This window comes from Shinella sp. G-2 (assembly GCF_050172695.1).
GTDB lineage: Bacteria > Pseudomonadota > Alphaproteobacteria > Rhizobiales > Rhizobiaceae > Shinella.
In genome coordinates this window covers 73010-97145 of record NZ_JBBEYH010000013.1, presented here as the reverse complement: position 1 = coordinate 97145, position 24136 = coordinate 73010, and the positions used below count along the sequence as shown (strand labels likewise).

The 24136-nt window shown below is 66.7% G+C and carries 22 protein-coding genes; 5 read left to right on the top strand and 17 right to left on the bottom strand.

Going from position 1 to position 24136, the window contains the following annotated elements:
- Positions 1 to 9: 9 nt before the first annotated feature.
- Both V8U06_RS18985 and V8U06_RS18980 read right to left on the bottom strand, forming a co-directional pair.
- Positions 10 to 654, bottom strand: a complete 645-nt coding sequence (locus V8U06_RS18985; protein WP_427142004.1) for an HAD family hydrolase — start codon at positions 652 to 654, stop codon at positions 10 to 12.
- Entirely contained in the window at positions 651 to 1907 is a 1257-nt protein-coding gene (locus tag V8U06_RS18980; RefSeq protein ID WP_427142003.1) for a Tm-1-like ATP-binding domain-containing protein, read from the bottom strand. The genes V8U06_RS18985 and V8U06_RS18980 overlap by 4 nt, the downstream gene beginning before the upstream one ends.
- A gap of 408 nt (positions 1908 to 2315) precedes the next feature.
- Between V8U06_RS18980 and hpaD the strand changes: the two genes are divergently transcribed.
- The 5 genes from hpaD (at position 2316) to V8U06_RS18955 (ending at position 6133) form a co-directional block, all read left to right on the top strand.
- On the top strand, positions 2316 to 3167 hold the full coding sequence (gene hpaD, locus V8U06_RS18975; protein ID WP_427142002.1) for a 3,4-dihydroxyphenylacetate 2,3-dioxygenase: 852 nt from the start codon (positions 2316 to 2318) through the stop codon (positions 3165 to 3167).
- A gap of 167 nt (positions 3168 to 3334) precedes the next feature.
- Entirely contained in the window at positions 3335 to 3952 is a 618-nt protein-coding gene (locus V8U06_RS18970; RefSeq protein WP_226921972.1) for a TerC family protein, read from the top strand.
- Between the two features lie 126 nt (positions 3953 to 4078).
- Positions 4079 to 4867, top strand: a complete 789-nt coding sequence (locus tag V8U06_RS18965; RefSeq protein WP_427142001.1) for an SDR family NAD(P)-dependent oxidoreductase — start codon at positions 4079 to 4081, stop codon at positions 4865 to 4867.
- Between the two features lie 91 nt (positions 4868 to 4958).
- Positions 4959 to 5741 carry a MoaF C-terminal domain-containing protein gene (locus V8U06_RS18960; protein WP_427142000.1) on the top strand — a complete coding sequence of 261 codons (783 nt, stop codon included), beginning with the start codon at positions 4959 to 4961 and terminating at the stop codon, positions 5739 to 5741.
- Positions 5741 to 6133: a nuclear transport factor 2 family protein gene (locus tag V8U06_RS18955; RefSeq protein WP_427141999.1), complete on the top strand. Its 393-nt coding sequence runs from the start codon at positions 5741 to 5743 to the stop codon at positions 6131 to 6133. Before V8U06_RS18960 ends, V8U06_RS18955 begins: the two co-directional genes overlap by 1 nt.
- Positions 6134 to 6153: 20 nt before the next feature.
- Here V8U06_RS18955 and V8U06_RS18950 read toward each other — a convergent pair whose 3' ends face one another.
- From V8U06_RS18950 to V8U06_RS18880, 15 genes are all read right to left on the bottom strand, one after another.
- Complete coding sequence (locus V8U06_RS18950) at positions 6154 to 7092, bottom strand: AraC family transcriptional regulator (protein ID WP_427141998.1); 939 nt, start codon at positions 7090 to 7092, stop codon at positions 6154 to 6156.
- 4 nt (positions 7093 to 7096) lie between these two features.
- Positions 7097 to 7804, bottom strand: coding sequence for an ABC transporter ATP-binding protein (locus V8U06_RS18945; RefSeq protein ID WP_427141997.1), 708 nt, complete (start codon positions 7802 to 7804; stop codon positions 7097 to 7099).
- Positions 7804 to 8508 (bottom strand): ABC transporter ATP-binding protein, encoded by a 705-nt coding sequence (locus tag V8U06_RS18940; protein ID WP_427141996.1) that lies wholly within the window; start codon positions 8506 to 8508, stop codon positions 7804 to 7806. The genes V8U06_RS18945 and V8U06_RS18940 overlap by 1 nt, the downstream gene beginning before the upstream one ends.
- A complete protein-coding gene (locus V8U06_RS18935; RefSeq protein WP_427141995.1) occupies positions 8505 to 9536 on the bottom strand; it encodes a branched-chain amino acid ABC transporter permease in 1032 nt (343 codons plus the stop codon). The genes V8U06_RS18940 and V8U06_RS18935 overlap by 4 nt, the downstream gene beginning before the upstream one ends.
- A complete protein-coding gene (locus tag V8U06_RS18930; RefSeq protein WP_427141994.1) occupies positions 9533 to 10399 on the bottom strand; it encodes a branched-chain amino acid ABC transporter permease in 867 nt (288 codons plus the stop codon). The genes V8U06_RS18935 and V8U06_RS18930 overlap by 4 nt, the downstream gene beginning before the upstream one ends.
- Before the next feature lie 62 nt (positions 10400 to 10461).
- Positions 10462 to 11706, bottom strand: coding sequence for an ABC transporter substrate-binding protein (locus tag V8U06_RS18925; RefSeq protein WP_427141993.1), 1245 nt, complete (start codon positions 11704 to 11706; stop codon positions 10462 to 10464).
- A 56-nt stretch (positions 11707 to 11762) separates the two neighbouring features.
- Positions 11763 to 13349, bottom strand: coding sequence for a GMC family oxidoreductase (locus V8U06_RS18920; protein WP_427141992.1), 1587 nt, complete (start codon positions 13347 to 13349; stop codon positions 11763 to 11765).
- The gene (locus V8U06_RS18915) at positions 13349 to 14755 is read right to left on the bottom strand and encodes an aldehyde dehydrogenase family protein (RefSeq protein ID WP_427142027.1); all 1407 of its coding nucleotides are present in this window, start codon (positions 14753 to 14755) and stop codon (positions 13349 to 13351) included. The genes V8U06_RS18920 and V8U06_RS18915 overlap by 1 nt, the downstream gene beginning before the upstream one ends.
- A gap of 99 nt (positions 14756 to 14854) precedes the next feature.
- On the bottom strand, positions 14855 to 15823 hold the full coding sequence (locus V8U06_RS18910; protein WP_427141991.1) for a helix-turn-helix domain-containing protein: 969 nt from the start codon (positions 15821 to 15823) through the stop codon (positions 14855 to 14857).
- A 106-nt stretch (positions 15824 to 15929) separates the two neighbouring features.
- On the bottom strand, positions 15930 to 16631 hold the full coding sequence (locus V8U06_RS18905; RefSeq protein WP_226921983.1) for an ABC transporter ATP-binding protein: 702 nt from the start codon (positions 16629 to 16631) through the stop codon (positions 15930 to 15932).
- On the bottom strand, positions 16628 to 18340 hold the full coding sequence (locus V8U06_RS18900; RefSeq protein ID WP_427141990.1) for an ABC transporter permease subunit: 1713 nt from the start codon (positions 18338 to 18340) through the stop codon (positions 16628 to 16630). The genes V8U06_RS18905 and V8U06_RS18900 overlap by 4 nt, the downstream gene beginning before the upstream one ends.
- Positions 18327 to 19196 (bottom strand): branched-chain amino acid ABC transporter permease, encoded by an 870-nt coding sequence (locus V8U06_RS18895; protein ID WP_427141989.1) that lies wholly within the window; start codon positions 19194 to 19196, stop codon positions 18327 to 18329. Before V8U06_RS18895 ends, V8U06_RS18900 begins: the two co-directional genes overlap by 14 nt.
- Before the next feature lie 217 nt (positions 19197 to 19413).
- Positions 19414 to 20586, bottom strand: a complete 1173-nt coding sequence (locus tag V8U06_RS18890) for an ABC transporter substrate-binding protein (RefSeq protein ID WP_427141988.1) — start codon at positions 20584 to 20586, stop codon at positions 19414 to 19416.
- Positions 20587 to 20710: 124 nt separating this feature from the next.
- A complete protein-coding gene (locus V8U06_RS18885; RefSeq protein ID WP_427141987.1) occupies positions 20711 to 22369 on the bottom strand; it encodes an amidohydrolase in 1659 nt (552 codons plus the stop codon).
- 248 nt (positions 22370 to 22617) lie between these two features.
- The gene (locus V8U06_RS18880; RefSeq protein WP_427141986.1) at positions 22618 to 24096 is read right to left on the bottom strand and encodes an aldehyde dehydrogenase; all 1479 of its coding nucleotides are present in this window, start codon (positions 24094 to 24096) and stop codon (positions 22618 to 22620) included.
- Positions 24097 to 24136 lie beyond the last annotated feature (40 nt).

Here is a 24136-nt window from a genome sequence, read left to right as displayed (position 1 = left end):
GATTTCCTTTCAAAGGCCAAGCATGGTCAGCGCCTGCGCATAGCTTTCGGCAGGCCGGGTCACGTCAAAATGCACGTAGGGCAGGTTCACGGCTTCCGCCCCCTCGATGTTCTTCTTCTGGTCGTCGACGAAGACGCAGTCCGCCCGGTCGATGCCGATCTCGGCGAGCACCTGTTCGTAGGCGCGCGGATCGGGCTTGAGAATTTTCGTATAGGTGGCGTCGACGATGACATCGAACAGCTCGATCAGCGGGAAGCGCTTGCGGAAGTCCACGCCGTAGAAGAGGTCGAGTTCGTTGGAGAGGATGGCGAGCTTCAGGCCCGCCTCCTTTGCCTTGAGGATCGCATCCCGCGCCTCCGGGCGCAGCACCAGTTCGGCGTCCGCCCCCCGCGCCCGCTGCACGAAGGTCTTCATGTCCGTCCAGTCCTCGCCGAGCAGCGCGCCAACCTCGCGGGTGCGGGTCATCCAGTAGTCGCGCTCGGTGATCTCGCGCGCCTGCATGGAAACCCAGAGCGGATCGGTTGCGGGGTCGAAGGGGCCGCGCCAGGTGAGCGTGCCGGCGGGAAGGCCGAGCGCGCGTTCGGTGATGTCGTGCGTCTCGAACAGCGTGCGAGTGACGACCCCGCCGAAATCCAGAACAAGGGCTTTCGTCATGCAATGCGGCCTTTCTCGACGATGCCTTCGGCGACCCAGCGGTCGAAGACCTCCATGGCCTTGAGGGCGAATTCGGGGGCGTTGATATGCGCATCGACCTCGGAAAAGGCGACGGAGGCGGGCATGACCGTGCGCATCTCGTCGAGGAAGGCAGTGAGCGCCGCCGGCTCATGCAGCGGCTCGCCTTCCTGGTCCCACTCCTGCAGACCCTGTGTCGGTAGAAGGAAGGCGACGGGCGCGCTCGCTGCCGCCATGCGCTCCGCGACGACGCGGGCGACGGCGCGGCGCTGGTCCGGCGAGACGGTGACGGAGGCGATCAGCCGGTTGTGGGCATGATAGGGCCGGCCCTCGAAACGATCGGGCGTCTCCTGCCAGGCGGGCATGTCCACCATGTCGACCGCACCGGGAGCGATGATCTGCGGGATGCCGGCACGGCCGGCATTTTCCATGCGATCCGGGCCTGACGTTACCACCGATCCGTTCTCGGCATTGGTGACTTCCTGAATGCAGAAGTCGAAGACGGCGGCGAATTCCCCACGTGCGGCGACGGCCTCGTAGGCCCGCCCGCCCATGCCGGTGGAATGGAAGACCGCGACGTCGTAGCCGCGCCGTTCCAACTCCGGCTTCAGAACCTTCATGTATTTGAGGCAGGAGGAACCGAGCGAAGTCATGCCGATCAGCGGCCGCGCGCGGCCCGGCTTCTCGACGGCCTTCGCCGCGCCGACCACCGCGCCGCAGGCCTGCGACAGCACCGCCCGGCAGATCGGGTTCAGCCCGTAGAGCCCGCCCGCCCACAGGATCATCATAAGGTCCGGCGCGATGCGCTCCGGCGGCAGGAGATGGGAATAGGCGATGGTGGAGACGATGAATTTCGGCGTGCCAAGCGGCAGGGTGGCAGCGACGTCGAGCGCAAGATCGGTGCCGAGCGAACCGCCGAGCGCGATCATGCCGTCTACCTCGTCGGCCTCGCAGAGACCGCGCACCAGCGTCACCGCGCCCTTGGCCATCAGCGCCATGGCGGAATTCTCGTCGCCGCTGTCGAGGATCGCCGGGATGCTCGTGCCGGCGGCGGCGGCGACCTGGTGCTTGGAATGGTCGGGCACATAGGGCGGATCGCCGAGGATGCTGACATCCACCATGACGGGGATGCCGCCCGCCTGGCCGATGATCTCGGCCATGTACAGAAGTTCCTCGCTCTTGGTGTCGCCGGTGCCGATCACCAGAATATGGGGCAGACGGGCGCTTGCGCTCATCAAACCGTATCCTCTTCGTTTGCCTTCAGGCTCCACGCAGACGTCCATCTGGTCCGCCTCGCGTCAAGCCCGTCCGTCCGCCCGCCTCCTCCGGCGTCTCGCGAACGAATATACTTAACATGCGAATTAATCTGGCAGGAAGTTCGGCGTATTGCAAGTCTATATTTGAAGTCATGGTTCATATAATGAACCGAAACATCAAGAGCGTCAGCGCCGTGGTTCCCTGCCGGGGGCGGCCCAACACCTTGATATCAAAGGCCGCCGACCACCCTGCCGACATCATTGCCCGAGGCGCCCTTCAATTTATTTAACATGTTTATTATTTGATCTGGATCAACGTCCGCTCTTCCCGCTTCACTATCCTTCATCCCCAGGGAAGGTCCCCGAACGGCCAAGGAGGAGAAGGTCATGGGAACACTGTCGCTTGCCGCCAAGATCACGCATGTCCCGTCCATGTTCATATCCGAAATGCCCGGCCCGAATCATGGCTGCCGGCAGGAGGCCATCGACGGCCTGACGGAAATCGGTCGGCGCTGCGATGCGCTTGGCGTCGACACCATTGTCGTCTTCGATACGCACTGGCTGGTCAACACCGCCTACCACATCAACGCCCGCGCGCGGTATCAGGGCGTCTATACCAGCAACGAGTTCCCGCACTTCATCCAGAATCTCCCCTATGACTATCGCGGCGCACCGGCGCTCGGCGACGAGATCGCCCGGCGGGTGCAGGCCGAGAACATCCGCATGATGGCGCACCATGTCGACACGCTGGAGCTGGAATACGGCACGCTGGTGCCGATGCGCTACATCAATGCCGACGGCCGTTTCCGCGTGCTCTCCATCGCCGCCTGGTGCCCCTGGCACGAGATGGAGGAGAGCTTCCGCATCGGCCGGGCCGTGCGCGCGGCCATCGAAGCGAGCGACGGCACGGTCGCGGTGCTCGCCAGCGGTTCGCTCTCCCACCGCATCCATGACAACAACGATGCACCCGCCGGCATCCACACCATTTCCGACGAATTCTACCGGCAGGTGGACCTGCGCGTGCTCGACCTGTGGCGCGATGGCCGCAACGCGGAATTCGTGAAGATGCTGCCGCTCTATTCTCGCCTCTGCCACGGCGAGGGCTTCATGCACGACACGGCCATGCTGTTCGGCGCGCTCGGCGGCGGCGACTATGCCGGCAAGGCGGAGATCCTGACGGGCTATTTCACCTCCTCCGGCACCGGGCAGGTCAACGCCGTCTTCCCCCTCGCCGCCTGATCTGCGGCAGACCTTCGGAAAATATGACCAAGCGAGGGGCAAATGCACCCGCATGGCCGCCGCGCCCTTGCAAAAGGCAAAACCGAAGCGGTAGTGATCGGAATGGGTGGAGACGGACTCCTGTGCGCCTCCAGGGACAGCCGATGCATTTCTGAAGGTGGCGAAACATGGAAATTTTCACAGCGGCCGGTTTGACGGCGCTCTTGCAGGTCATCGCGATCGACCTCGTTCTGGCCGGCGACAATGCCGTGGTCATCGGCCTTGCGGCGGCGGGCCTGCCGGCCGACCAGCGCAAGAAGGCGATCCTCGTCGGCATCATCGCGGCGACGGTGCTGCGCATCGCCTTCGCGACCATTGCGGTGCACCTGCTCGCGATCATCGGCCTCCTGCTCGCCGGCGGCCTGCTGCTGCTCTGGGTCTGCTGGAAGATGTGGCGCGAACTGCGCAGCGGCGGCCATGAGGCGGGCGAGGATGGCGAAGAGGTCGCCGGAGCACCGCGCAAGACCTTCTTCCAGGCGGCCACGCAGATCGTCGTCGCCGACGTCTCCATGTCGCTCGACAACGTGCTCGCCGTCGCCGGCGCGGCGCGCGAGCATCCGAGCGTGCTGATCATCGGCCTTGCGCTCTCCATCGCGCTGATGGGCATCGCGGCGAACTTCATCGCCCGCCTGCTCAACAAGCACCGCTGGATCGCCTATGTCGGCCTTGCCATCATCCTCTATGTCTCGCTCGACATGATCTATCGCGGCGCGCTCGAAGTCATGCCCTACCTGCCCGCGGGCTGACATCTCCGCTGCGGCCGGTAGAGGCCGCAGCCCTCCTCTTTGCAGTCTCGGACAAGGCAAAGTGCAGAACCGGACGCGACGCCGGCGGCGCGTTTCTGCATGATCGGTCCAGCAAGGGAGGAACACATGCGTTTTGACAACAAGGTCGCCCTCGTCACCGGCGGGGGCACGGGCATCGGCGCCGCGGTCGCGCGGCGCATCGCCGCCGAAGGCGGCAAGGTCGCACTGGTCGGGCGACGCCCGGAACCGCTGAAGGTCGTCGCCGAGGAGATCGGCGCCGCCGTCTTCGCCGCCGACGCGGCCGACACCGCCAGCATGAAGGCCGCCGTCGCGGCCGTCGCCGAACGGTTCGGCGGCATCGACATCCTCATCGCCAATGCGGGCGGGCACGGCGTCGGCCCGACCGTCTCGATGAGCGACGAGACCTGGGACCTCGCCGTCCGCCTCAACCTCAACACCGCCTTCGTTTCCGCGCGCGAAACCCTGCCGCACCTCATCCGCGCCAAGGGCAACATCGTCGTGCTTGCATCCATCGCCGGTCTCTTCGCCGGACCGGATGCCGTCGGCTACGTCACCATGAAACACGGCTGCATCGGTCTCGCCAAATCGCTGGCGCGCGACTACGGCCGCCTCGGCGTGCGCACCAACACGGTCTGCCCCGGCTGGGTGACGACCGCGATGGCCGACGAGCAGATGGAAGTGCTGGTGGAAAAACACGGGCTCGCCTCGATCGCCGAGGCCTATGCGCTGGTGACGAAGGACGTACCGCTCGGCCGGCCGGCAAGCGCAGAAGAAGTGGCGAACGCCGTCTGCTTCCTCGCCTCGGGCGAGGCGGCGATGATCAACGGCGCGATCCTGACGGTGGACGGCGGCGCCGGCACCGTGGATCTGCCGACCCTCGCCTTCGTGGAATAGAGCCGCCGTCCCGAACGGCAGAACACCCCAACCCTTTGTTTCAAGCAAGTCCGGGCGCATTGCGCCGGACTTGCCCCAGGAGGAACCCGACATGGCAGTGGAAAACCCGAAGGACTGGAAGACCTATGACCAGTTCGCCTATGGCATCGACACCAACCGCCTGCCCGCCACCGATGCGCTGGCCGGCTCGCGCCACACGATCCGCTTCGACGATGGCCGCGACCTCTCGCTCGACTTCACCGGCAGCACGGTGACCTGGACGGAAGCGTCCGGCTCCGGCACGGACGCCGTCGAGGTGGTCGAGGTCGCGCCCGATACCTATTTCGTCGAGATCGCCTTCGCCGCAAAGCCCCTCGAAGCCGAGACGCTGATCCTCAACCTTTCCTCCCGCCGGGCGCTCTCGATCCTTTCGGTCGTGCGGCCGAAGGAGGAGACGGTGGGCGAGCCGCAGGTCGGGCAGATTTTCCGTCCCGGCGTCATCGCCGGTGGCGAGGCGAGCGGTATGGTGCCGGAGGAAACGCGCGACCTCATCGGTCTTCGCGCCCACTTCACCTACAGCCCCAACCATGTCTACGAGCACACCTACCTGTCGTCGAAGCGTTATGCCTGGCAGTGCCTCGTCGGCGTGCAGCGTGGCCATGGCGACGTGGACCTCGCCACCACCTACAAATTCGCCGAGAACCAGTACGTCTTCACCTTCCGCGAGTTCAAGATTCCGGTCGCCTCGACCTTCTTCTACAACTTCGCCGACATGCGCTCGACGGGCAAGTTCCTCGGCATCAACGGCGAGGGCGCCATCCAGAACAGCAATGCCGGTGCCTTCATCCGCAAGGCCTCCGTGACCGCCTACCAGCCCGGTGAGGAGCCCGTCTGATGCGCACGGCCTACGAGATCGTCAAAGCCCATTACGATGCCAATGCCCGCCGCGACATGGCGGGCATGCTGGCCGACATCGCCGAGGATTGCCGCTGGACCGAGATGGACGGCTTTCCCTGCGCCGGCACCTATGTCGGCCCGGATGCGATCGTGGAAAACGTCTTCGCCGCCCTCGGCGCGGACTGGGACGGCTACACGTTCACGCTGGAACGCCTGCTCGACGCGGGTAACGACGCGGTCGCCATCGGCAACTACACCGCCCGCTTCAAGGCGACCGGCAAGGCGATGAACGTGCGCGTCGTGCATGTCTGGGGCGTCGCGGACGACAAGATCCGCCGCTTCGAGCAGTTCACCGATACGCTCCGCGTCGCCGAGGCGATGCAGGGCTGACGGAACGGGGCGGCGGCGGATCATGCCGCCGCTTCCCGCCACTGCGAGGGCGTCGTGTCGTAGCGCTGGCGGAAGAGGCGCGAGAAATGCGCGCTGGAGGCGAAGCCGAATTCGAAGGCGATGTCGGCGATCGAGCCGGGGCGGACGGGACGGCTGCGCAGGGCCTCTGCGGCAGTGGCAAGACGCTGCTCCCAGATGAAGTCGGCCGGCGTCGTGCCCTCGGCGGCAAAGGCCTTGTAGACATAGCGCACGGAACAGCCCATGCGCCGCGCGATATCGGCCGCGTCGAGATCGGCGCGGCGGACATTCTCCGTCACATAGGCCTTCATCCGATCGAACAGAAGCGCGAGCGGCGGCGCATCCGCCTGGGCTTCGGCCCCGGCGCAGCCGGCGACGATGGTGCGCGTCAGCTCCGCCATGGCCCGCCCGAGGCTGTCGCGGCCGGCGGCGTCCAGCCGGTCCAGTTCCGCAAATGTCGTCTGCATCATTGACAGCAGCACCGCCTGCAGCCCGCCCGGCACCAGTGGAGCGGCCAGCGGCCGGCGGAGGCGCGCGGCCAGCGCGCGCGGCAGCGTCTCGCGCGGCACCTGCAGCATCAGCACTTCGACGGGCATGGGATTTTCGAGACGGTAGCTATAGGCGGGATCGTAGATGACGAGCGCCTTCGGCCCGACCGTCAGGTCGCAATCGGCCTGGTGAAACCGCGAGAGGCCCCGCGTCTGCAGGATCAGCTTGATCATGTCCGGCCGGCCGCCGTCGATCCGCACGCTGCTGCCATCGACAAGATGGGCGTCAGCATTGAGGCGCGTCAGGCGGCACTGGCCGAGCCGCGCCGAAACGAGCCGGCTCGCCCGCTCCCGCCCTTCGGAAAAATGCAGGCGCACGCTGCCGAACAGGCGGCGGGCGACGAAGGGAACGTCGCCGCCCACGGCGGCATCGAAGGGGGAGAGCATGGCCATCGTCTCACTCCGCAAGATAAGCGCCGTGCAGGATATCCGGCTGGTGGCGCAGGGTTTCGGACGCCCCGTCGAAGACGATGCGGCCACGCTCCATCACGAGAGCGTGGCTCGCAAGGCCGAGGGCGAGATTGGCGAACTGCTCGATCAGGAGCACGCCGATGCCGTCTTCGGCGGCAAGGGTGAGCGCCTCGGCCAGCCGCCTGACGACGGTGGGTGCCAGACCGAGCGATAGTTCGTCGACGATCATGAAGCGTGGTCGGGCAAGGAAGGCCTGCGCCATGGCCACCATCTGCTTCTGTCCGCCGGAGAGATCCCCGGCGCGCTGATGACGGCGGGCCTCCAGTTCCGGGAAGATGGCGAAGGCGCGGGAAAGCCCCTCGCGCCGTGCATTCACGCCGCGCTCCAGCACAGCGACAAGCAGGTTGTCCTCGACGCTCATCTGGCCGAGCACGCGATGGCCCTCCGGCACCATGGCGACGCCCCGGCGGCGCACCGCATCGGCCGAAAGGCCCGTCAACGTCACATCGCCAAGACGCACCGTGCCCGATGCGGTGGGGATCGCGCCCGAAAGCGCCATGACGGTGCTGGATTTTCCCGCCCCGTTCGCCCCGAGCAGCGTGCTGATCCGGCCGGCGGCGAGCGTGAAGGAAATGCCGTGCAGCACCTTCTTGCCGCCGCGCTCGACCACGAGGTTTTCCACGGTGATGGACATCAGATCTCTCCGAGATAGGCGCGGCGGACATCGGGATCGGCGAGCACCGCATCGGTCGGGCCGAGGGCGAGGCGCTTGCCGTAGTCGAGCACCAGCGTCTCGGCGCACATGGCGCGGATGAGATCGACATCGTGGTCGATGACGATCACCTGCGCGCCGAAGGCATCGGGAATGGAAAGAACGAGGTCGCGCAACCGCGCGCCTTCCTCGTCGGTGAGGCCGGCCGCCGGCTCGTCGAGCAGGATCAGGCGCGGTGTGCCGATCAGGCACTTGCCAAGCTCCACCAGCCGCCGCTCGAAGAGGTTGAGCCGCGCGCCGAGCCGATGGGCGACGCCGGCAAGGCCGACGAAGTCCAGCGCGCGGTCCGTGGTTCGACCGCGTTCGCCGGCTGCGGCGACATTGTCGGCAAGCGCGGCAAGGTTTTCGCGCGCCGTCAGGTCTTCCACCACCTGTTCCGTCTGGAAGGAGCGGCGCAGCCCGGCCCGCACCCTTTGCAGCGGCGAGAGCGGCAGGAGCGGCTGCCCGTCGAGGCGGACGGCGCCCTCCGCCGGGCGCACGAAGCCGGAGAGCACGTTGAGCAGTGTCGTCTTGCCGGCGCCGTTCGGGCCGATGAGGCCGGAGACGGGTGCGCTCAGCGCCGCCGTGAGCCGGTCGATGGGCTTGATGCCGCCGAAGCGGACGGAAAGCGTCTCGATCTCGATCATCTCTCCCCTCCCCTGGTGAAGCGGGCGAGAAGCACCGCGATCTGCCCGGCAATGCCGGAGGGCGCGGTCGCCAGCGCATGGAACAGCGCGACGCCGAAAATGCCGATGGTGACGTAACCGTCGATACCGAGATCGGTAAGGAGCGCCGGCAGGGCGCGTAGCAGCAGACCTGCGATGACCGCGCCATACCAGTGGAACGCCCCGCCGACGGTCGCCAGTGCGAAAAGGTTGAGGCTCTCGAAGGCGGAGAAGGCGCGGCCCTCCAATTGCCCGACATTGCCGGCGAGCAGCCCGCCCGCAATGCCGGCGAGGAAGCCGGACAGGGCGAAGGCCCAGGCTTTGTAGGCGAGCACATTGACGCCGGACGAGATCGCCACCGTCTCCCCCTTGCGGATCAGCGCCCAGGCGCGGCCGGGCCGGGTGATCTTGTGCGCCTGCACCAGCATCAGGCCGAGCGTGGCGATGGCCGCCGTATAGAGAAAATAGGAGATCGCCTCGGCGGCGAGCGCCGGACGGGGCAGCATGGCGCGGCCGGAACCGTCGGCCCGGCCGAGGAAGCCCGGCCCGCCATCGGGAAAGCCCCAGGCGGAGATGACGATCTGGAACGCACCCGCCAGCATCAGCGTCACCAGCGCGAGATAGAGACCGCGCAGCCGGAGCGCCGGCAGACCGAAGACGAGGCCGAGAAGCGCCGCGACCACGCCGCCCGCCAGAAGGCTCGCCTCGAAGGGCGGCTGGAAGGCATGGCCGATGCGCAGCGTCACCCAGCCACCGACGCCGACCAGCGCGAACTGGCAGAGCGAGACGAGACCGAGCTGGCCGTAGAGCACGGCGACGCCGGCGACGGAGAGCGACAAGGCCATGGCGGAGGTCAGCGCCGACAGCCAGAAGGCATTGGCAAAAAAGGCGATGGCGGCGGAGAAGACCGCCATGGCGAGCGCGATGGCAAGGAGGGGGTATTGCCTGCGGATCGGCGCCGCCGGCGGGGCGGGAACGGCCATGGGGGAAAGGGTGTCCTGCATGCTCATCTGTCCCTCATCGCGGCTCTGGACGTACTGCCAAGAATGGTGACCGCGACGAGCGCGATGACGAAGGGCGCGGCGGCGCGGTAGGGCGAGATCAGCGTGATCGGGGTCAGCACCGCCTCGGCAAGGCCGATGCCGACGCCGGCGAGCGCCGTCACGTAGAGCGAGCGGAGCTGGCCGAGAATCGCGGCGGCGATGGCGGGAATGACGACGAAGGTGAGGAACGTGCCCTGCAGGCGCACGAGATCGGCAAGCAGAAGGCCGGCAAGGCCGGAGAAGAGGCCGGTGATCACCCAGGCGGCGGTTTCCGTGTGCAGCACGCGCACGCCGAGAATGGCCGAAAGGTCCCGGTCGTTGGCAAGCGCCCGCATGTCGAGCCCGAGGCGGGTGCGGTTCAAAAGCAGCGTGATGGCGGCGACCATGGCGAGCGCCAGAAAGAGCGCGATCAGCCGGGTGAAGGTGAGCCGCACGCCGAACAGCGTCAGGTACATCTGGTCGGTCGGGAACTGCAGGCGCCGCGGCAGCTCACCCCAGACGACGCCCATGACGGCAATCAGCACGAGGGCCGGCGCCAGGGTGCCGACGGCGCGCACGACGGTATCGCGATGCGACAGCAAGGGCGCAAAGAGGCGGCCGTAGACGAAACTCACCAGCGTCGACGTGACGACCCCGGCGAGGATGGCAAGCGCGAGCGGCCAGTTCCATTGCAGGATCTGCCAGGCGACATGGGCGCCGAGCGCACCGAAGGCGCCGAAGGCGAAGTTCAGCACGCCGGTCGAACGGTAGAGAATGACGAGACCGACGCCCGACAGCGCGTAGACCGCGCCGATCCCGAGGCCGGAAATCAGGAATGGCAGGAGAGACATGACGTCCTCGATGTATCGGATGGAAGGCCCCGCGGACACATGGCGCCCGCAGGGCCGGTCGGTTACTTCAGGCTCGCTTCGAAGGCGCGGATGTCCTTCAGCTCCGGATCGGGCGACGGCGCGCAATCGGAGATGACCTTCCATTTGCCGCCCTCGCTGACGGCCATGCGGGTCGTCGAGTTGGCATTGTGGCGCGGCTGGCCCTCGCCGAAATACCAGGGGGCGCAGAAGATGTCGCTCTCGAAACCCTTGACCTTGCGCACGGCAGCCGAGACGCTTTCGCGGGTGATGTCGCCTTCGAGACCCATCAGCGCCTTCTCCGCGATACGGGCGGCGAGGTAGCCGGCCTGGGCGAAGGTGTCGCGCGGGTCGGAGGCCTGACCGTATTCCTCCATCACGGCCCGCCAGTTGGCATTGTCGGGCGTGTCGGATTCAAGGTCGTTGAACTCCATGTTGACGTAGAACTTGCCGTCCCAGCCCGGGCCGAGAGTTTCCGGCACGGAGAGATCGTAGGCGGAAGCGGCCGAGAGGAAGGTGATCTGCTCGTTCAGGCCCTGCTCCTCGGCGGCGACGAGCAGCGGCACGGCGACGCCCTTCGACATGCCGAGCACGATAACGTCGGGCTTGGCGGCTGCGGCCTGCAGGATGATCGAGGTGGCGTCCGCGCTGCCGGGATCCATCAGGATCGTCTCGGCGGCAAAGCCCTTTTCCTTGGCGAGCAGCATCACGCCGTCGCAGGACCAGGTGCCGACATTGGGAATGTTCGGGCCGATGCAGGCGACCGACTTGGCGTTCAGCTTGTCGAGCGCATAGCCCATCGCGCCGAGCATGGAGACGCGCGGGCCGGCATTCGTCGGCGCGTAGTTCTCCGCGAAGAAGCATTCGCGCGGCACGCCGACACCGGCAACGACGTAGATGCCGGATTTCTTGTAGTAGTCGGCATTGGCGCCGCATTCGACATAGCTGGAATTGCCGACCATCAGCACAGCCTTCTCGTCATCGACGAGGCGGGCAGCAAGCTGGGCAGCCTTTTCGGGATCCCACTGGTCGTCCTCGATGAGGTATTTCACCGGCCGGCCCTTGATGCCGCCATTGGCATTGAGGCAGTCGAAATAGGCTTTCGCCGCCTTGGTCGAGTTCGAGAAATCGTCCGGCCCGGTCTTGCCGGTGATCGCGCCGATGACGATCGGCTCGCCGGTGGCCGCAGAGCCCGTATTGTCGCCGCAGGATGCGGCGGCCTGAGCTGCGACCGTGCCGGCAAGGCCGAAGGCCAGGCCGAGCAGCAGTCCCTTCAACAGTTTCATCATATTGGTTCCTCCTCCTTGGTTTCTTTTCGGCCGGCGCTCCTCCGCGCCCGCCGTCTTCAGCGTGCCGTCATGAAGGCCGCCGCGCGGGCGCCGATCATCATTGCGGGCGCATTGGTGTTGCCGGAGACGAGCGTCGGCATGACCGAGGCGTCGGCGACGCGCAGGCCCTCGAGCCCGCGGACCTTCAGCTCCGGCGTCACGACGGCCATCGGCTCGTCCTCGCGTCCCATGCGGGCGGTGCCGGCCGGGTGGAACACGGTCTTCGCCGTCTGGCGGATATAGGCTTCCAGTTCCGCCGCATCGTCCTCGACGCCCGGGCGCGGCAGGACGCGACGCTTGACGATCTTCTGCATCGAGGGCGTATCGAGGATGCGGATCGCCGCCTTCACCCCGCGCACCAGCGTCTCGACATCCGCACGGTCGGCGAGCGAATTGGCGTTGAAATCCACCTTCGCCGCAGGATCGGCGGAGGTGATGCGGATCGAACCGCGCGAGCGCGGGCGCAGGTAGCAGGGGCCGATGGAAAAGCCGTGGCCCGGTTCCGGTTCGCGGTCGATGAAGCCGATCAGCACCGGCAGCACGTGGAACTGCACGTCCGGCTGTCCGGTGCCCGCCGTATCGAGAAAGCCGCCGCACTCCACCACGTTGGAGGTCAGGAGGCCCTGCCTTGCCGTGAGATAACGCAGCATGTGGCCGACCGCCCGTAGCCCCCTGTCCTGACCGAGAATGGAAAGCGGCTCATGCGTCTCGGCCTGCACCGGCACTTCCAGATGGTCCTGGTAGTTCTCGCCGACACCCGGCAGATCCGCCACCACGTCGATGCCGAGGGCGGAAAGATGCGCGCCGTTGCCGATGCCCGAAAGCTGCAGGAGGCGCGGCGTCGCGATGGCGCCGGCCGAAAGCACGATCTCGCGGTTCGCCCGGTAGACAGTGCCGTCCGTGAGCGCGACGCCGACGGCCCGGCGTCCTTCGAACAGCACGCGCGCCACCTTGCGTTCCGTCAACACCGTCACGTTCGCCCGCTTCTCGGCCGCGCGCAGGAAGGCCATGGCCGAACTCCAGCGTCGGCCGTTGCGGGTGGTGCTCTGGTAGAAGCCGACGCCTTCCTGCTCCGCGCCGTTGAAATCCGCGTTCGGCTTGAGGCCGGATTCGACCGCCGCCGTGACGAAGGCTTCCGACAGCGGATGGCGGTGACGCGGATTGGAGACGGCGAGCGTGCCGTCCTTGCCATGATAGGCGCCGCCGAAGGCCTCGTTGTTCTCCAACGCCTTGAAGACCGGCAGCACCTCGTCATAGGACCAGCCGCGGCAGCCCATCTGCGACCAGGTGTCGTAATCGTTGCGGTGACCGCGAATGTAGATCATCGCATTGACCGAGGAGCCGCCGCCGAGCACGTTGCCCTGCGGGATGAGGCTCGGGCGGCCATTGAGGCCGGGTTGCGGATCGGAGGCGTAGGGGTGGAGGTCGACGCCCTTTCCCATGACCTTGAAGAAGGTCGCGGGGATATGGATCCACGGATCCCGGTCGCGCCGGCCGGACTCGATCAGCAGCACGCGGTTTGCCGGGTTTTCCGACAGGCGGTTGACGAGGACGCAGCCCGCCGAGCCGCCGCCGACGACGATGTAGTCGTAAGGCGCGCCCATCAGCTCAACACCGTCTGGATCGTGGTGAATTCCTTGAGGCCGTCGGTGCCGAACTCGACGCCGATGCCCGATTGTTTGACGCCACCGAAGGGTGCGTTCGGCTGGATCGCGCCGTGCTTGTTGATCCAGACGGAGCCGCATTCGAGCTGCAACGCCACCGCGCGCGCCCTGTCGGGATCGCCGGACCAGACCGAGCCGCCGAGACCGGCCGGGTTGTCGTTGGCGCGGCGGATCGCCTCGTCGACGTCGCTGTAGCGGATGATCGGCAAGACGGGACCGAACTGCTCCTCGTCCACCAGCCTCACGCCGTTGTCGACATCGGCGACCAGCGTGACCGGATAGAAATAGCCCTCGCCTTGCGGCGCTTCGCCGCCGATGAGGATGCGCCCACCCTTCGCCTTCGCGTCCTCGACCAGTTCGCGCACCTTGTCGAACTGCATGGCATTCTGCACCGGTCCGAGGATGTTCTTCTCGTCCAGCCCGTCGCCGACGGGGATGCCCGCCGCATAGTCGGTCAGCCGCCGGCAGACCTCGTCGTAGAGACTGTCATGCACGTAGAGCCGCTTCAGCGCCGCGCAGGTCTGGCCGTTGTTGATGAAGGCGCCCCAGAAGAGACCTTCGGCGATGCGGGCCGGATCGGCGTCGGGCAGCACGATGCCGGCGTCGTTGCCGCCAAGTTCCAGCGTCAGCCGCTTCAGCGTGGCGACGGCCGAGGCCATCACCTTCTTGCCCGTCTCGGTGGAGCCGGTGAAGGTCATCTTGGCGATGCCGGGATGGGCCGACAGCGCCGCGCCGATGGCGTTCTCGCCCGTCACGACATTGACGACGCCGGGCGGCAGCACCTCGTTGATGATCTCGACGAGGCGGATGGTGGAGAGCGGCGTCAGCGGCGAGGGCTTGATGACGACCGTATTGCCGGCGCGCACGGCCGGGATGATGTGCCAGCAGGCGATCATGACCGGCCAGTTCCAGGGCGTGATCGAACCGGTCACGCCAACGGGCTTGCGGTGAATCTCGACGCGCCCCTCATTGTCGTCCTGCACCACCTCGACGGGCAGGCTGAGTTCTGCGGTGTGGCGCGTCCAGGCGAGCGCACCTCCGAGTTCGAAGCGCGAGCCGAGACCGTTCAGCGGCTTGCCCTGCTCCAGCGTCAGGAGACGAGCGACTTCCTCGGCATTTTCCGCAAGCCTTTCCGCGATGGTGCGGCAGGCATTGGCGCGCAGCGCGTCGTCGGTCCGCGACCAGCTCTCGAAGGCGGCCGCGGCCGCCGCGACGGCGCGGTCGAGATCGGCTTCGCTGGCAAGCGGCATCAGGCCGACCACCTCGCCGGTCGAGGGATTGCGCACTTCGGCATGATGGGGCGTGGCGACGCGTTCGCCGCCGATGAGCAGCGTATACTGCTTCAAGGTCATATCCTCCCTGGATGTGTCGGGAGGAGTATCGCCGCCCCTTGCGCGGCCGTCTTGGAGAGAAGCGCGCGCCGGCTTGGACCGGAGCGCAGAAGCCTATCGTTCCGTGCTTTTCAGCAGATCGGTCGGCGCGCAGTCGAACAGTTCCTTGAAGGAACGGTTGAAATAGGAAATGTCGTTGAAGCCGGCCGAATAGGCGACCTCCGCGATGGTGCCGCCGGATTTCTGCTCCTTGAGCTGCTCGATCTTCTCCCTGGCGAGCCGCAGCCGCTTGTCGCGGATGACGGTCGTGCAGGTCACGCCCATGCCCTGAAAATCCTGCTGCAGCGTGCGGATGGAGATGCCGAGCCGGGTCGCCAGCCAGCGGGCGGAGAGATCGTTTTCGGTGAGATGCCGGTCGATCAGCATGTCGACCATCTGCAGGCGCTTGCTGGCGCTGTCGTGAAGCGCATGCAGCGGCTCGGCCTCGCGGCTCGAATGGAAGGCCTGGCGGGTGGCGGTGAACATGAGCTGGCGCAGGTGCGACGAAGCCGAATCCGATTCCGCCGTGGTCATGATCTTGGCCAGCAGCGCATGCAGCATCTGCGCCATCGGGTCGTAGGCGGAGAGCTTGCGCGCGATGTCGAAATGGATGCGGCTGTCGGAATACATCGTCTGACGCGGCAGGTGCAGCGAGATGTGGTTGGAGAAGCGTCCGCCGAAATAGAAGGTGGTCGGCCGGGTGGAATCGACGAGAATGCATTCGCCGACATCGAGCACGTTCTGCCGGTCGCCATGCTCCAGCCCGCAGCTCCCCTCGATCTGCACGATGAGGAAGAGGTGTTCCTTGGGGTCGCGGCGGATGTCGTCCCAGCCGCGGCGCACGCAGTCGAGGTTGTTGGAGACATGGGCGAACTCCATGCCGCAGACGTCGATGCGCCGGGCCGCGCCGATGACGTCGTCGCCGCGCTCCACGGTCTTCGGATTGAAATTGCCGCAGATCGAGCGCAGGTCGTCCGCCCACTGATCGTAGGATATGGCGGTCCATGCCTCGGGCACGAGGTTTCGGTGCTGAACGAGATCCAACTTTGCCTCCCAACAAAGATCGGTCGTTCCGCAAAAGAAAGCAGAACGGGGGCAGGATGCGCCGCTCCTGCCCCCGTTGTCAATCTGGTTCACTTGTTAAGCAAATTCACGCGGCGGCGTCGCCGAGATAGAGGCGGTGCAGGTGGGCGGGGTCGCGCACCAGCGCGGCGCAGCCGCCGTCATAGACGATCTGGCCGCGGCGCAGCACATAGGCGCGGTTGCCGATGGCGAGCGCCAGCGCCGCGAACTGCTCCACCAGCACCACCGCCATGCCCTCGTCGGCAAGCTGACGCACCGCCCGCATCAGGCGGCTGACGATGACGGGAGCGAGGCCGGAGGACATTTCGTCGATGAGGATGACGCGCGGCCGGCTGACAATGGAGCGGGCAATCACCACCATCTGCTGCTCGCCGCCCGAGAGCATGCCGGCCTCGACAGTCCGGCGCTGAAGCAGCTCCGGGAAGAGGTCGTAGGCCTCCTTGAGGTCGGCGTCGGGATGGAGCGCCACCTTCAGGTTCTCCTCCGTCGTCATCGCCGGAAAGACGGTACGGCCCTGCTCGACATGGCTGAGGCCGGCCTTGGCGCGCGCGCCGGGACGGAGCTTCGCAAGCTCCGTCCCGTCGAGGCTGATCGAGCCGGCGCGAACGGGAATGATGCCCGAGAGGCTTTCGAGGAAGGTCGTCTTGCCGGCGCCGTTCGAGCCGAGCAGCACGGAAATCTCCCCGCCCTTCGCCTGCACGTCCACGCCGCGGATGACGGGGATGCCCGCGCGGTCGACCTCAAGGCCGGTGATGGAAAATGCGGTCACTGCGCCGCCTCCTCGAATTCGATGCCCATATAGGCCTTCTGCACCACGGGCATATCAAGCACCGTGGCCGGGGCGCCCGAGGCGATCACGCGTCCGAAATCGAACACCGTGATCGCCGAGCAGGCCCGCCGCACGAGATCCATGTCGTGCTCGATGAGGAGCACGGCACTGCCGAAGGTTTCAGGAATGGCCGCGATGCGCTCGCCGAGCTTCAGCGCCTCGTCATAGGAGACGCCGGCGGCCGGCTCGTCGAGCAGGATGACGGGTGCGCGCGAGGCGACGGCCCCGGCGACGTCGAGCAGGCGGCGCGTGCCGACGTCGATGGTGGAGATCGGCGTCTCCGGCCCCGGGCAGCCGAACCAGGCGAGCAGGCTCTGCAGCTCGCTCTCGGCGATCGGCCCGGCGGCAAGGCGCACATACTCGCCGACGCGCAGTTCCGGCGCGATGCGCGTCGTCTGCCAGGTGCGGCGGATGCCGATTTTCGCGCGCGAGGTGGCGGAGACACCCTCCAGCGGCTCGCCATTGAGCAGGATCGAGCCGTCATAGCGGAAGAGGAAGCCGGCGATGGCGTCGACCAGCGTCGACTTGCCCGCCCCGTTCGGGCCGACGAGGCCGACGACCGCGCCCGCAGGCACCTTGAGATTGACCTTGTCGAGCGCCGTCACCACACCGTAGCGCACGGTGAGGTCGCGCACTTCAAGGGCGATGCCCGCAGGATGGGCCGTTTTTTCCGGCAACGCGCCGGCGGCGACAGCGCCTTCCACGGCGCGCTTGCGGCCGAGCTTGCGGGCAAGCCGCGTCCAGGTCTCGGCGATCGTCTCGCCAGTCGACAGCGCCTGCACGGCGCCAAGCGCGAAGAAGACATTGCCGACGTCCTGCGGCAGGTTCAGCCGGCGCAGGAGTTCGGGGAAGAGCACGATCATCATGCCGCCGGCAATGGCGCCGAGCGTGAAATGCGCGCCCGCCATGGTGGCGACGGCAAAGAGCGCCAGCGACTGCATCATGGAGAAGTTTTCCGAGACCAGCGTGCCGAGATAACCGGCGAGCAGGCCGCCGGAAACGCCAGAGATGAAGGCGCTGATGGCGAAGGCGCTGAGCTTGGCGCGCGGGATGGAGATGCCGTTGGCAGCCGCGGCGCGCTCGGAATGGCGCACGGCGAGCCAGGCCGCGCCAAGCCGCGAGCGGCTGACGAATTCCAGCACCACGGCAATGATGCCGTAGGTCAGGAGCACGAAGGCGAAATAGCCCTTGTCGCTGTCGAAGGCTTCGGGACGGGCGACCTGGGTGAAGCTCGTCTGGCCGGGGAAGGTTATGGTGGCGAGCACCGTGTCGAAGGCGGCGGCGAAGCCGAGCGTCACGATGGCAAGGTTGATGCCACGCAGGCGCAGCGCCGGCAGGCCGATGGCGACGCCGACCGGCACGGCGGCAAGCCCCCCGACCAGCATCCAAACGGCAAGCCCGCCGGGCGCGCCGATGAGGTTCAGGTAGCCGGTGACCCAGGCGCCAACGCCGGCAAAGGACATCTGGCACAGCGAGATCATGCCGGTGCGGCCGGTGACGAGGCCGAGGCTCTGCAACGCGATGCCGACGATGAAGACGGCGGTCAGCAGAAACACCCAGTATTTCGGCAGGACGAGGAGGATGACGGCACCGAGCGCCGCGAGGGAAAGGGCCGTGACGGCGGCCGCCCGGAAACTAGCGTGCTTCATCCCAGCGGGCTCCCCTTTGCGACCAGAGCAGGACCGCGAGAATGACGAGGAAGGGCACGGCGCCGCGATACTGGCTGACCGCGCCGATGGCGCTGACGGAGCCTTCCAGGAGCCCGATCAGCACGCCGCCGAAGAGCGCTGCGCGAAAACTGGAGAAGGCGCCGATGAGGGCGGCGGCCAGCGCCGGCACGACGAGCAGGCTCAGCGAAGAGAAGTCCGGCGAGCGCAGCGGCGCGATGATCATCAGCGCGAAGGCCGTGACAGCCCCGGTGACGGCCCAGACACCGAGCGCCAGCAGACGCACGCGGATGCCGATCAGTTCGGCCGCCATCGGCCGTTGCGAGAGGGCGCGGAGCTGGAGACCTGTGCGGGTGCGGGCGAGGAACTGTTCGGTCGCGAGCGTGAAGGCGACGGAAAGGGCGAGCGTCGTCACGGCGGCCCAGGTCACCTCCACGCCGGCAAGACGGAAGGCGGAACCGGCGATGACCTCGGGGAAATAATGCGGATGCTGGCCGCCTGTCAGGCGCAGGCCCACGGCGATGATGCCGACGAGCAGCGCCGCCGTCACCGCCGCCTTGGTGGAGGCGCTGCTGCCGGCGAACCAAGTGGTCATGACGAGGCCGATCGCCATGCCGGCGAGCGCGCCCGACGCAATGCCGAGGACGACGGCCGGCAGCAGCGGCACGCCGAGCTCGAAGAGGCCCACCATGGCGAAGGTGCCGGCGGCGCCGATGGCGGCCCCGGTGAAGTTCACCACGGCGACGAGCCGGTAGGTGAAGATGGCGCAGACGCCGAGGATGGCGTAGGCCCCGCCGGCCGACAATCCGGCAACGGCGGCAGTGAACAATGAATCCATTCCGGAACTCCGGGTCACGCTGTCATTCCGGCCCTTCTCCCCGCCGGCCCCTCCCCTTGGAGGAAAGATCGGCAAGGGAGGGAGCCGTATTCAAATTCCGGCATCGGAAGCTGGCGAGGCGCTGCCTGCAACCGGCCTCCCCCTCCAAAGGGAGAAATCCCCGGCAGGGCGGAGGGGGACCGTCGCCCCCTTTCGCTTCACCAACCGACGCGGCCGTTCACTCCACCGGCGGCAGGACGAACCAGTCGTCGGACTTCACGGTCCACTTGCCGTCGACGAGCTGCATGATCTTGGTGGCCTGCATCGGCGAATGGGCCTTCGCCTCGCTGAAGGAATAGGCGCTGCCGGCGATCGGATATTTCAGCTCCTTGCCTTCCTTCAGCGCGGCCGTCACGGCTTCGCGGGTGACTTCGCCCTCGATGCCGGAGATCGTGTCGATCATCACCTTGGCCGCCATGTAGCCGCCCTGCGAGAAGGCGGTCTTGGCAAGGCCGGCCGCCTCCATGGTCTTCGCCCAGTCGGCATTCGCCTCGGTGGCCTCGGTATAGGGCTCCCATTCCGTGCCGACATAGACCGGCTGCTTGCTGTCGGCGAGCGCCTTGGAGACGCCTTCCGTATAGCCGGGAGCGAGGAACAGCCAGTTGATGCCGGTGATCTTCTGCGCATCCGCCGTCTTGACCCACTGCACGACGCCCGGCTCGACCTGATTGGTCAGCACGGCGTCGCAGCCCGCGTCACGTGCCTTGATCACGTAGGGCGTCAGGTCGCCCTGCATCGGCAGCGTCACGTCGGTCAGCGTGATCGTGTTGCCGCTCATCTTCTCCCAGCGTGCGACGGCCGCGGCATAGGCTTCCTGTGTGCCGCCGATGATGCTGAAGAAGGTGCAGAGCTTCTTGGCGCCAAGGTTCTTCGTGGCATAGTCGAGCACGGCGGTCGTCAGCGTGTAGGGACCGACATTGACCGGCGAGACGCTCGGCGCGTTGAAGCAGAGCGGGTCGACGCCGACGCCCTGAACGGCGAGCACGTCGTTGCGATCATAGGTCGCCGCGTTGACGGCGCAGTCGAGCAGGCTCGCACCGCCGGCGAGCGCCACGACGCCCTTGTTGTCGATGAGGTCGCGCGCCGCCTGGGCGGCGACCTGCGGGTCGCCCTTGTCGTCGGCGATGGTGAACTCGACCTTGCAACCGTTGATGCCGCCGGCCTCGTTGAGCTGCTGGAAGACGGCGGCCGTGGCGCGCGGCGCATCGGAGAAGTCGACGACGCCGGTGACGGTGGAGACGGCGCCGACCTGGATCGGGCCGTTCTCGCAGGTCGGTGCAGCCGCCGCCGAGGAGGCAGCGGCCAGAAGGATCCCCGCGGAGGCGAGAAGGAGATTTCGGGTCTGTGTCATGCTGCTCCCTTTCATTGTATTTGGATGAGACCTGAGGCAACGCCGGTTCACCGAGATTGCTCATGCCTCTTGTTCTCGCCGCGCTGTCCGACGCCGAAGCGCCGCGGCATCGGCCGAAAATGCACTAGCGCCGGTAGACGGCGCGGCCTTCGAAATAGGTGGTCAGGACCCTGGTGGCGGCGATGCGGTTCGCCGCGATATCGAAGAGGTTCTGGTCCAGCACGATGATATCGGCCGACTTGCCGGGCTCGATGGAGCCGGTCTCGGCACCCAGTCCCATGGCGATGGCGGAATTCAGCGTGAAGATGCGGATGGCGGTCGCAAGGTCGATGGCCTGCTCCGGCCAGAGCGCGACGCCGGCGAAGGCGCCGGAGGGATTCTGGCGCGTTACCATGCCCTCGATGCCGTTCAGCGGATCGGGCACGGGGATGACCGGCCAGTCGGAGCCGCCGGCAAGCAGCGCGCCGCTCCGGTCGAGGTCGGCGATCGGCCAGAAGCGCGTGGCGCGCTCCTCGCCCATGGCTTCCTTGTGGCCCTCGAGGAAGGTCGTCGGATACCAGATCATCGGGCAGAGGTCGGCGACGACCTGAAGCGAGGCGAAACGCGCGATATCCTCGGGACGGACATAGCTTGCATGCGCAATGTGGTGCAGCACCTTGGTCGGACCGTTGAAATGGCGCACCGCCTCGACCGCGTCGAGCATCTCCGTGACGGCATAGTCGCCGGCGCAGTGGATCTTCAGGCCCATGCCCAGCTTTTCCGACTTGTCGACATATTTGACGAGGTCGGGGTAGCTGACCAGCACCTCGCCGCGATAGCCGTGGGGATGCGCCGCATCGTCCACATAGGCATCATGGAACGCGCCCGTGCGTGCGCCGGGTACGCCGTCAAGGAAGATCTTGGTGTAGTTCGGATGCACATGCTTCGAACGATAGTCGTCGCGCAGCGCCAGCAGCTCATCGCCCGAAAGGCCGAACATGAAGGACGGCTCGATCAGCGGCAGGGACGTGACGGCCCAGGCGGTCAGTTCGCCCTTGTCGTCCAGCCCCTTCAATGCCTTGAGAATGGAGAGCACGGAGGCGGCATCCTGGAAGGCCGTGACGCCATAGGAATTGACGATCTCCACGGCGCGGGCAACCGCCGCTTCCCCCATCGCTTCGGTGAAATGATCGGCGGCGACGCGCTCGACGATGCCGGCCGCGGATTCGATGAGAAGGCCCGTCAGCTTGCCGGTAACGGGGTCGCGGCCGAAGGCGCCGGCCGGCGGGTCGGGCTGGTTGTCGGAAATGCCCGACAGACGCATCGCTTCGCTGTTGACCCAGCGATTGTGCATGGTTTCGTCGCGCAGCAGCACCGGATGGCCGAGGCCGGCCGCATCGAGCTTTACGAGCGCCGCCTGCGTGTTGAGCGCGGTGATCATGTCCGCGCCCCACTGGTTCGCGACGATCCACTGGCCGGGGCCCGCGGCTTCCGCCTGGGCACGCACATGGGCGCAGATCGCATCGACGGAGGCGCCGGCGGGAAGCTGCGTTTCGAAAAGGTCCGCCTGCCCGCCCATCATGATGTGATTGTGGATGTCGACGAAGCCGGGCATCGCCATGCGCCCTTCGAGATCGACCACCTCGGTGCCTTCGCCGCGATAGGTTTCGATCTCGGCTGCGCTGCCGACGGCGAGAATGCGGCCTCCGGCAATAGCAACGGCCTCGGCCCAGGCATTGGCGGCGTCGACCGTATAGATGCGGCCACGGGTAAGGATGAGGTCTGCGCGCGGCGTCCCAGTCATAACGTGATGTTCCCTTTTCGGTTCATTATTTGAACCTTGTTTTCAGCATGAGCTTGCCGCAGGTGCGCAACGCTGTCAATATAGTTCACACGTTAAATATATGAATGCAGTGCGATATTCCGCCGGCCGACACAGGCGCCAAAAACCGCAACACCCGGCGGAGCAGGACTTGCCTGTTCCGCCGGGTGTCACCGCCGCATGTTCTGGGAGGAGGATGCGCGCGATCAACTTGTCGCGAGGACGGCGCTTCAGAGCTGGATCCAGGCCGTCTTCAGGTCGAGATACTTTTCCAAGGCATGCAGCGACTTGTCGTGACCGTTGCCGGATTGGCGCACGCCGCCGAGCGGCACGGTATTGTCCGCCCCGCCATAGGTATTGACATGCACGACGCCGGCGCGGATGCCGCGCACCATGCGATGCGCCCGCGACAGGTTGGAGGTCCAGACCGCTGAAGCGAGGCCGTAATCGGTGGCGTTGGCGATGCGCAATGCCTCCTCCTCGCCATCGAAGGGGATGATCGAGAGGATCGGGCCGAACACTTCCTCGCGCGCGAGCGTCATGCCGGGCGTGACGTCGAAGACGGTGGGCTCCATGTAGAAGCCTCCGGTCTCTGCGAGAATCCGCTTGCCGCCGGTGCGCAGCCGCGCCCCTTCCGAGAGCGCCTGTTCGGCAAAACCGAGGTCCTTGCCAAGCTGCGCTTCGCTGGAGATCGCGCCGGCCTCGGTGGTCATGAGCAAGGGGTCGCCGACCTTCATGGCGGCGGCGATGGCCGCCACCTTCGCGGAAAATTCCTCGGCGATGGACCGCTCGACGAGCAGGCGCGAGCCCGCGACGCAGACCTGCCCGGAATTGCGGAAGATGCCATAGGCCGAGGTCTTCGCCGCCTTGTCGAGGTCGGGCGCATCGGCAAAGACGACATTCGGCGACTTGCCGCCCAGTTCCAGATAGACGCGCTTGAGGTTGGAGCGCGCCGAATATTCCAGCAGCCGCCGGCCGACCGGGCCGGAACCGGTGAAGACCAGCACGTCGATATCGGGATGAAGGCCCATCGCCTCGCCGGTGACGGCGCCGCGGCCGGTGACGACATTGAGCACGCCCTCCGGAAGGCCGGCTTCGGCACAGAGTTCGGCAAGGCGAAGCAGCGACAGGGAGGCGACTTCCGCCGGCTTCAGCACGACGGAATTGCCGGCGGCAAGCGCCGGGGCGATCTTCCACGCGCCGATCATCAGCGGGAAATTCCACGGAACGATGGCGCCGACGACGCCGACAGGCTCGCGGTGAATGAGGCCGAGAACGTCGCCCGATGTCGGCGCGATCTCGCCATAGACCTTGTCGATGGCCTCGGCATAGTAGCGGAAGCTGCCGGCGGCGCTGCCGGGTTCGGCCTTCAGCGCCATGGCGATTTCCGTGCCGTTGTCGCGCACGCCGAGCACGGCAAGCTCCAGCGCGTGTTTTTCGATCAGGTCCGCGATCTTCAGCAGAACCTTCTTGCGCTCGGCCGGTGCGGCCTTGGACCAACGGCCCTTCTCGAAGGCGGCGCGCGCGGCCTTGACGGCACGGTCGACATCGGCGACGCCGGCATCGGCAATGGTCGTCAGCCTGCGGCCGTCGATGGGCGAGGTCACGTCCAACGCCGCGCCATCGGCAGCTTCACGCCAGTTGCCGTCGATGAACAGCGCGCGCGGGGCGACGGCGAGGTTGCGGAGCGCTTCGATCTTTTCCTGCATTGTCTTTCCTTGAAGAACGGAGCGACGCACCGAAACGCGT

What these genes read in the sequence shown, in the direction of transcription:
- V8U06_RS18985 (WP_427142004.1), bottom strand. Translation starts at nt 654, where the DNA reads ATGACGAAAGCCCTTGTTCTGGATTTCGGCGGGGTCGTCACTCGCACG.
- V8U06_RS18980 (WP_427142003.1), bottom strand. Translation starts at nt 1,907, where the DNA reads ATGAGCGCAAGCGCCCGTCTGCCCCATATTCTGGTGATCGGCACCGGC.
- hpaD (WP_427142002.1), top strand. Translation starts at nt 2,316, where the DNA reads ATGGGAACACTGTCGCTTGCCGCCAAGATCACGCATGTCCCGTCCATG.
- V8U06_RS18970 (WP_226921972.1), top strand. Translation starts at nt 3,335, where the DNA reads ATGGAAATTTTCACAGCGGCCGGTTTGACGGCGCTCTTGCAGGTCATC.
- V8U06_RS18965 (WP_427142001.1), top strand. Translation starts at nt 4,079, where the DNA reads ATGCGTTTTGACAACAAGGTCGCCCTCGTCACCGGCGGGGGCACGGGC.
- V8U06_RS18960 (WP_427142000.1), top strand. Translation starts at nt 4,959, where the DNA reads ATGGCAGTGGAAAACCCGAAGGACTGGAAGACCTATGACCAGTTCGCC.
- V8U06_RS18955 (WP_427141999.1), top strand. Translation starts at nt 5,741, where the DNA reads ATGCGCACGGCCTACGAGATCGTCAAAGCCCATTACGATGCCAATGCC.
- V8U06_RS18950 (WP_427141998.1), bottom strand. Translation starts at nt 7,092, where the DNA reads ATGGCCATGCTCTCCCCCTTCGATGCCGCCGTGGGCGGCGACGTTCCC.
- V8U06_RS18945 (WP_427141997.1), bottom strand. Translation starts at nt 7,804, where the DNA reads ATGTCCATCACCGTGGAAAACCTCGTGGTCGAGCGCGGCGGCAAGAAG.
- V8U06_RS18940 (WP_427141996.1), bottom strand. Translation starts at nt 8,508, where the DNA reads ATGATCGAGATCGAGACGCTTTCCGTCCGCTTCGGCGGCATCAAGCCC.
- V8U06_RS18935 (WP_427141995.1), bottom strand. Translation starts at nt 9,536, where the DNA reads ATGAGCATGCAGGACACCCTTTCCCCCATGGCCGTTCCCGCCCCGCCG.
- V8U06_RS18930 (WP_427141994.1), bottom strand. Translation starts at nt 10,399, where the DNA reads ATGTCTCTCCTGCCATTCCTGATTTCCGGCCTCGGGATCGGCGCGGTC.
- V8U06_RS18925 (WP_427141993.1), bottom strand. Translation starts at nt 11,706, where the DNA reads ATGATGAAACTGTTGAAGGGACTGCTGCTCGGCCTGGCCTTCGGCCTT.
- V8U06_RS18920 (WP_427141992.1), bottom strand. Translation starts at nt 13,349, where the DNA reads ATGGGCGCGCCTTACGACTACATCGTCGTCGGCGGCGGCTCGGCGGGC.
- V8U06_RS18900 (WP_427141990.1), bottom strand. Translation starts at nt 18,340, where the DNA reads ATGAAGCACGCTAGTTTCCGGGCGGCCGCCGTCACGGCCCTTTCCCTC.
- V8U06_RS18895 (WP_427141989.1), bottom strand. Translation starts at nt 19,196, where the DNA reads ATGGATTCATTGTTCACTGCCGCCGTTGCCGGATTGTCGGCCGGCGGG.
- V8U06_RS18890 (WP_427141988.1), bottom strand. Translation starts at nt 20,586, where the DNA reads ATGACACAGACCCGAAATCTCCTTCTCGCCTCCGCGGGGATCCTTCTG.
- V8U06_RS18885 (WP_427141987.1), bottom strand. Translation starts at nt 22,369, where the DNA reads ATGACTGGGACGCCGCGCGCAGACCTCATCCTTACCCGTGGCCGCATC.
- V8U06_RS18880 (WP_427141986.1), bottom strand. Translation starts at nt 24,096, where the DNA reads ATGCAGGAAAAGATCGAAGCGCTCCGCAACCTCGCCGTCGCCCCGCGC.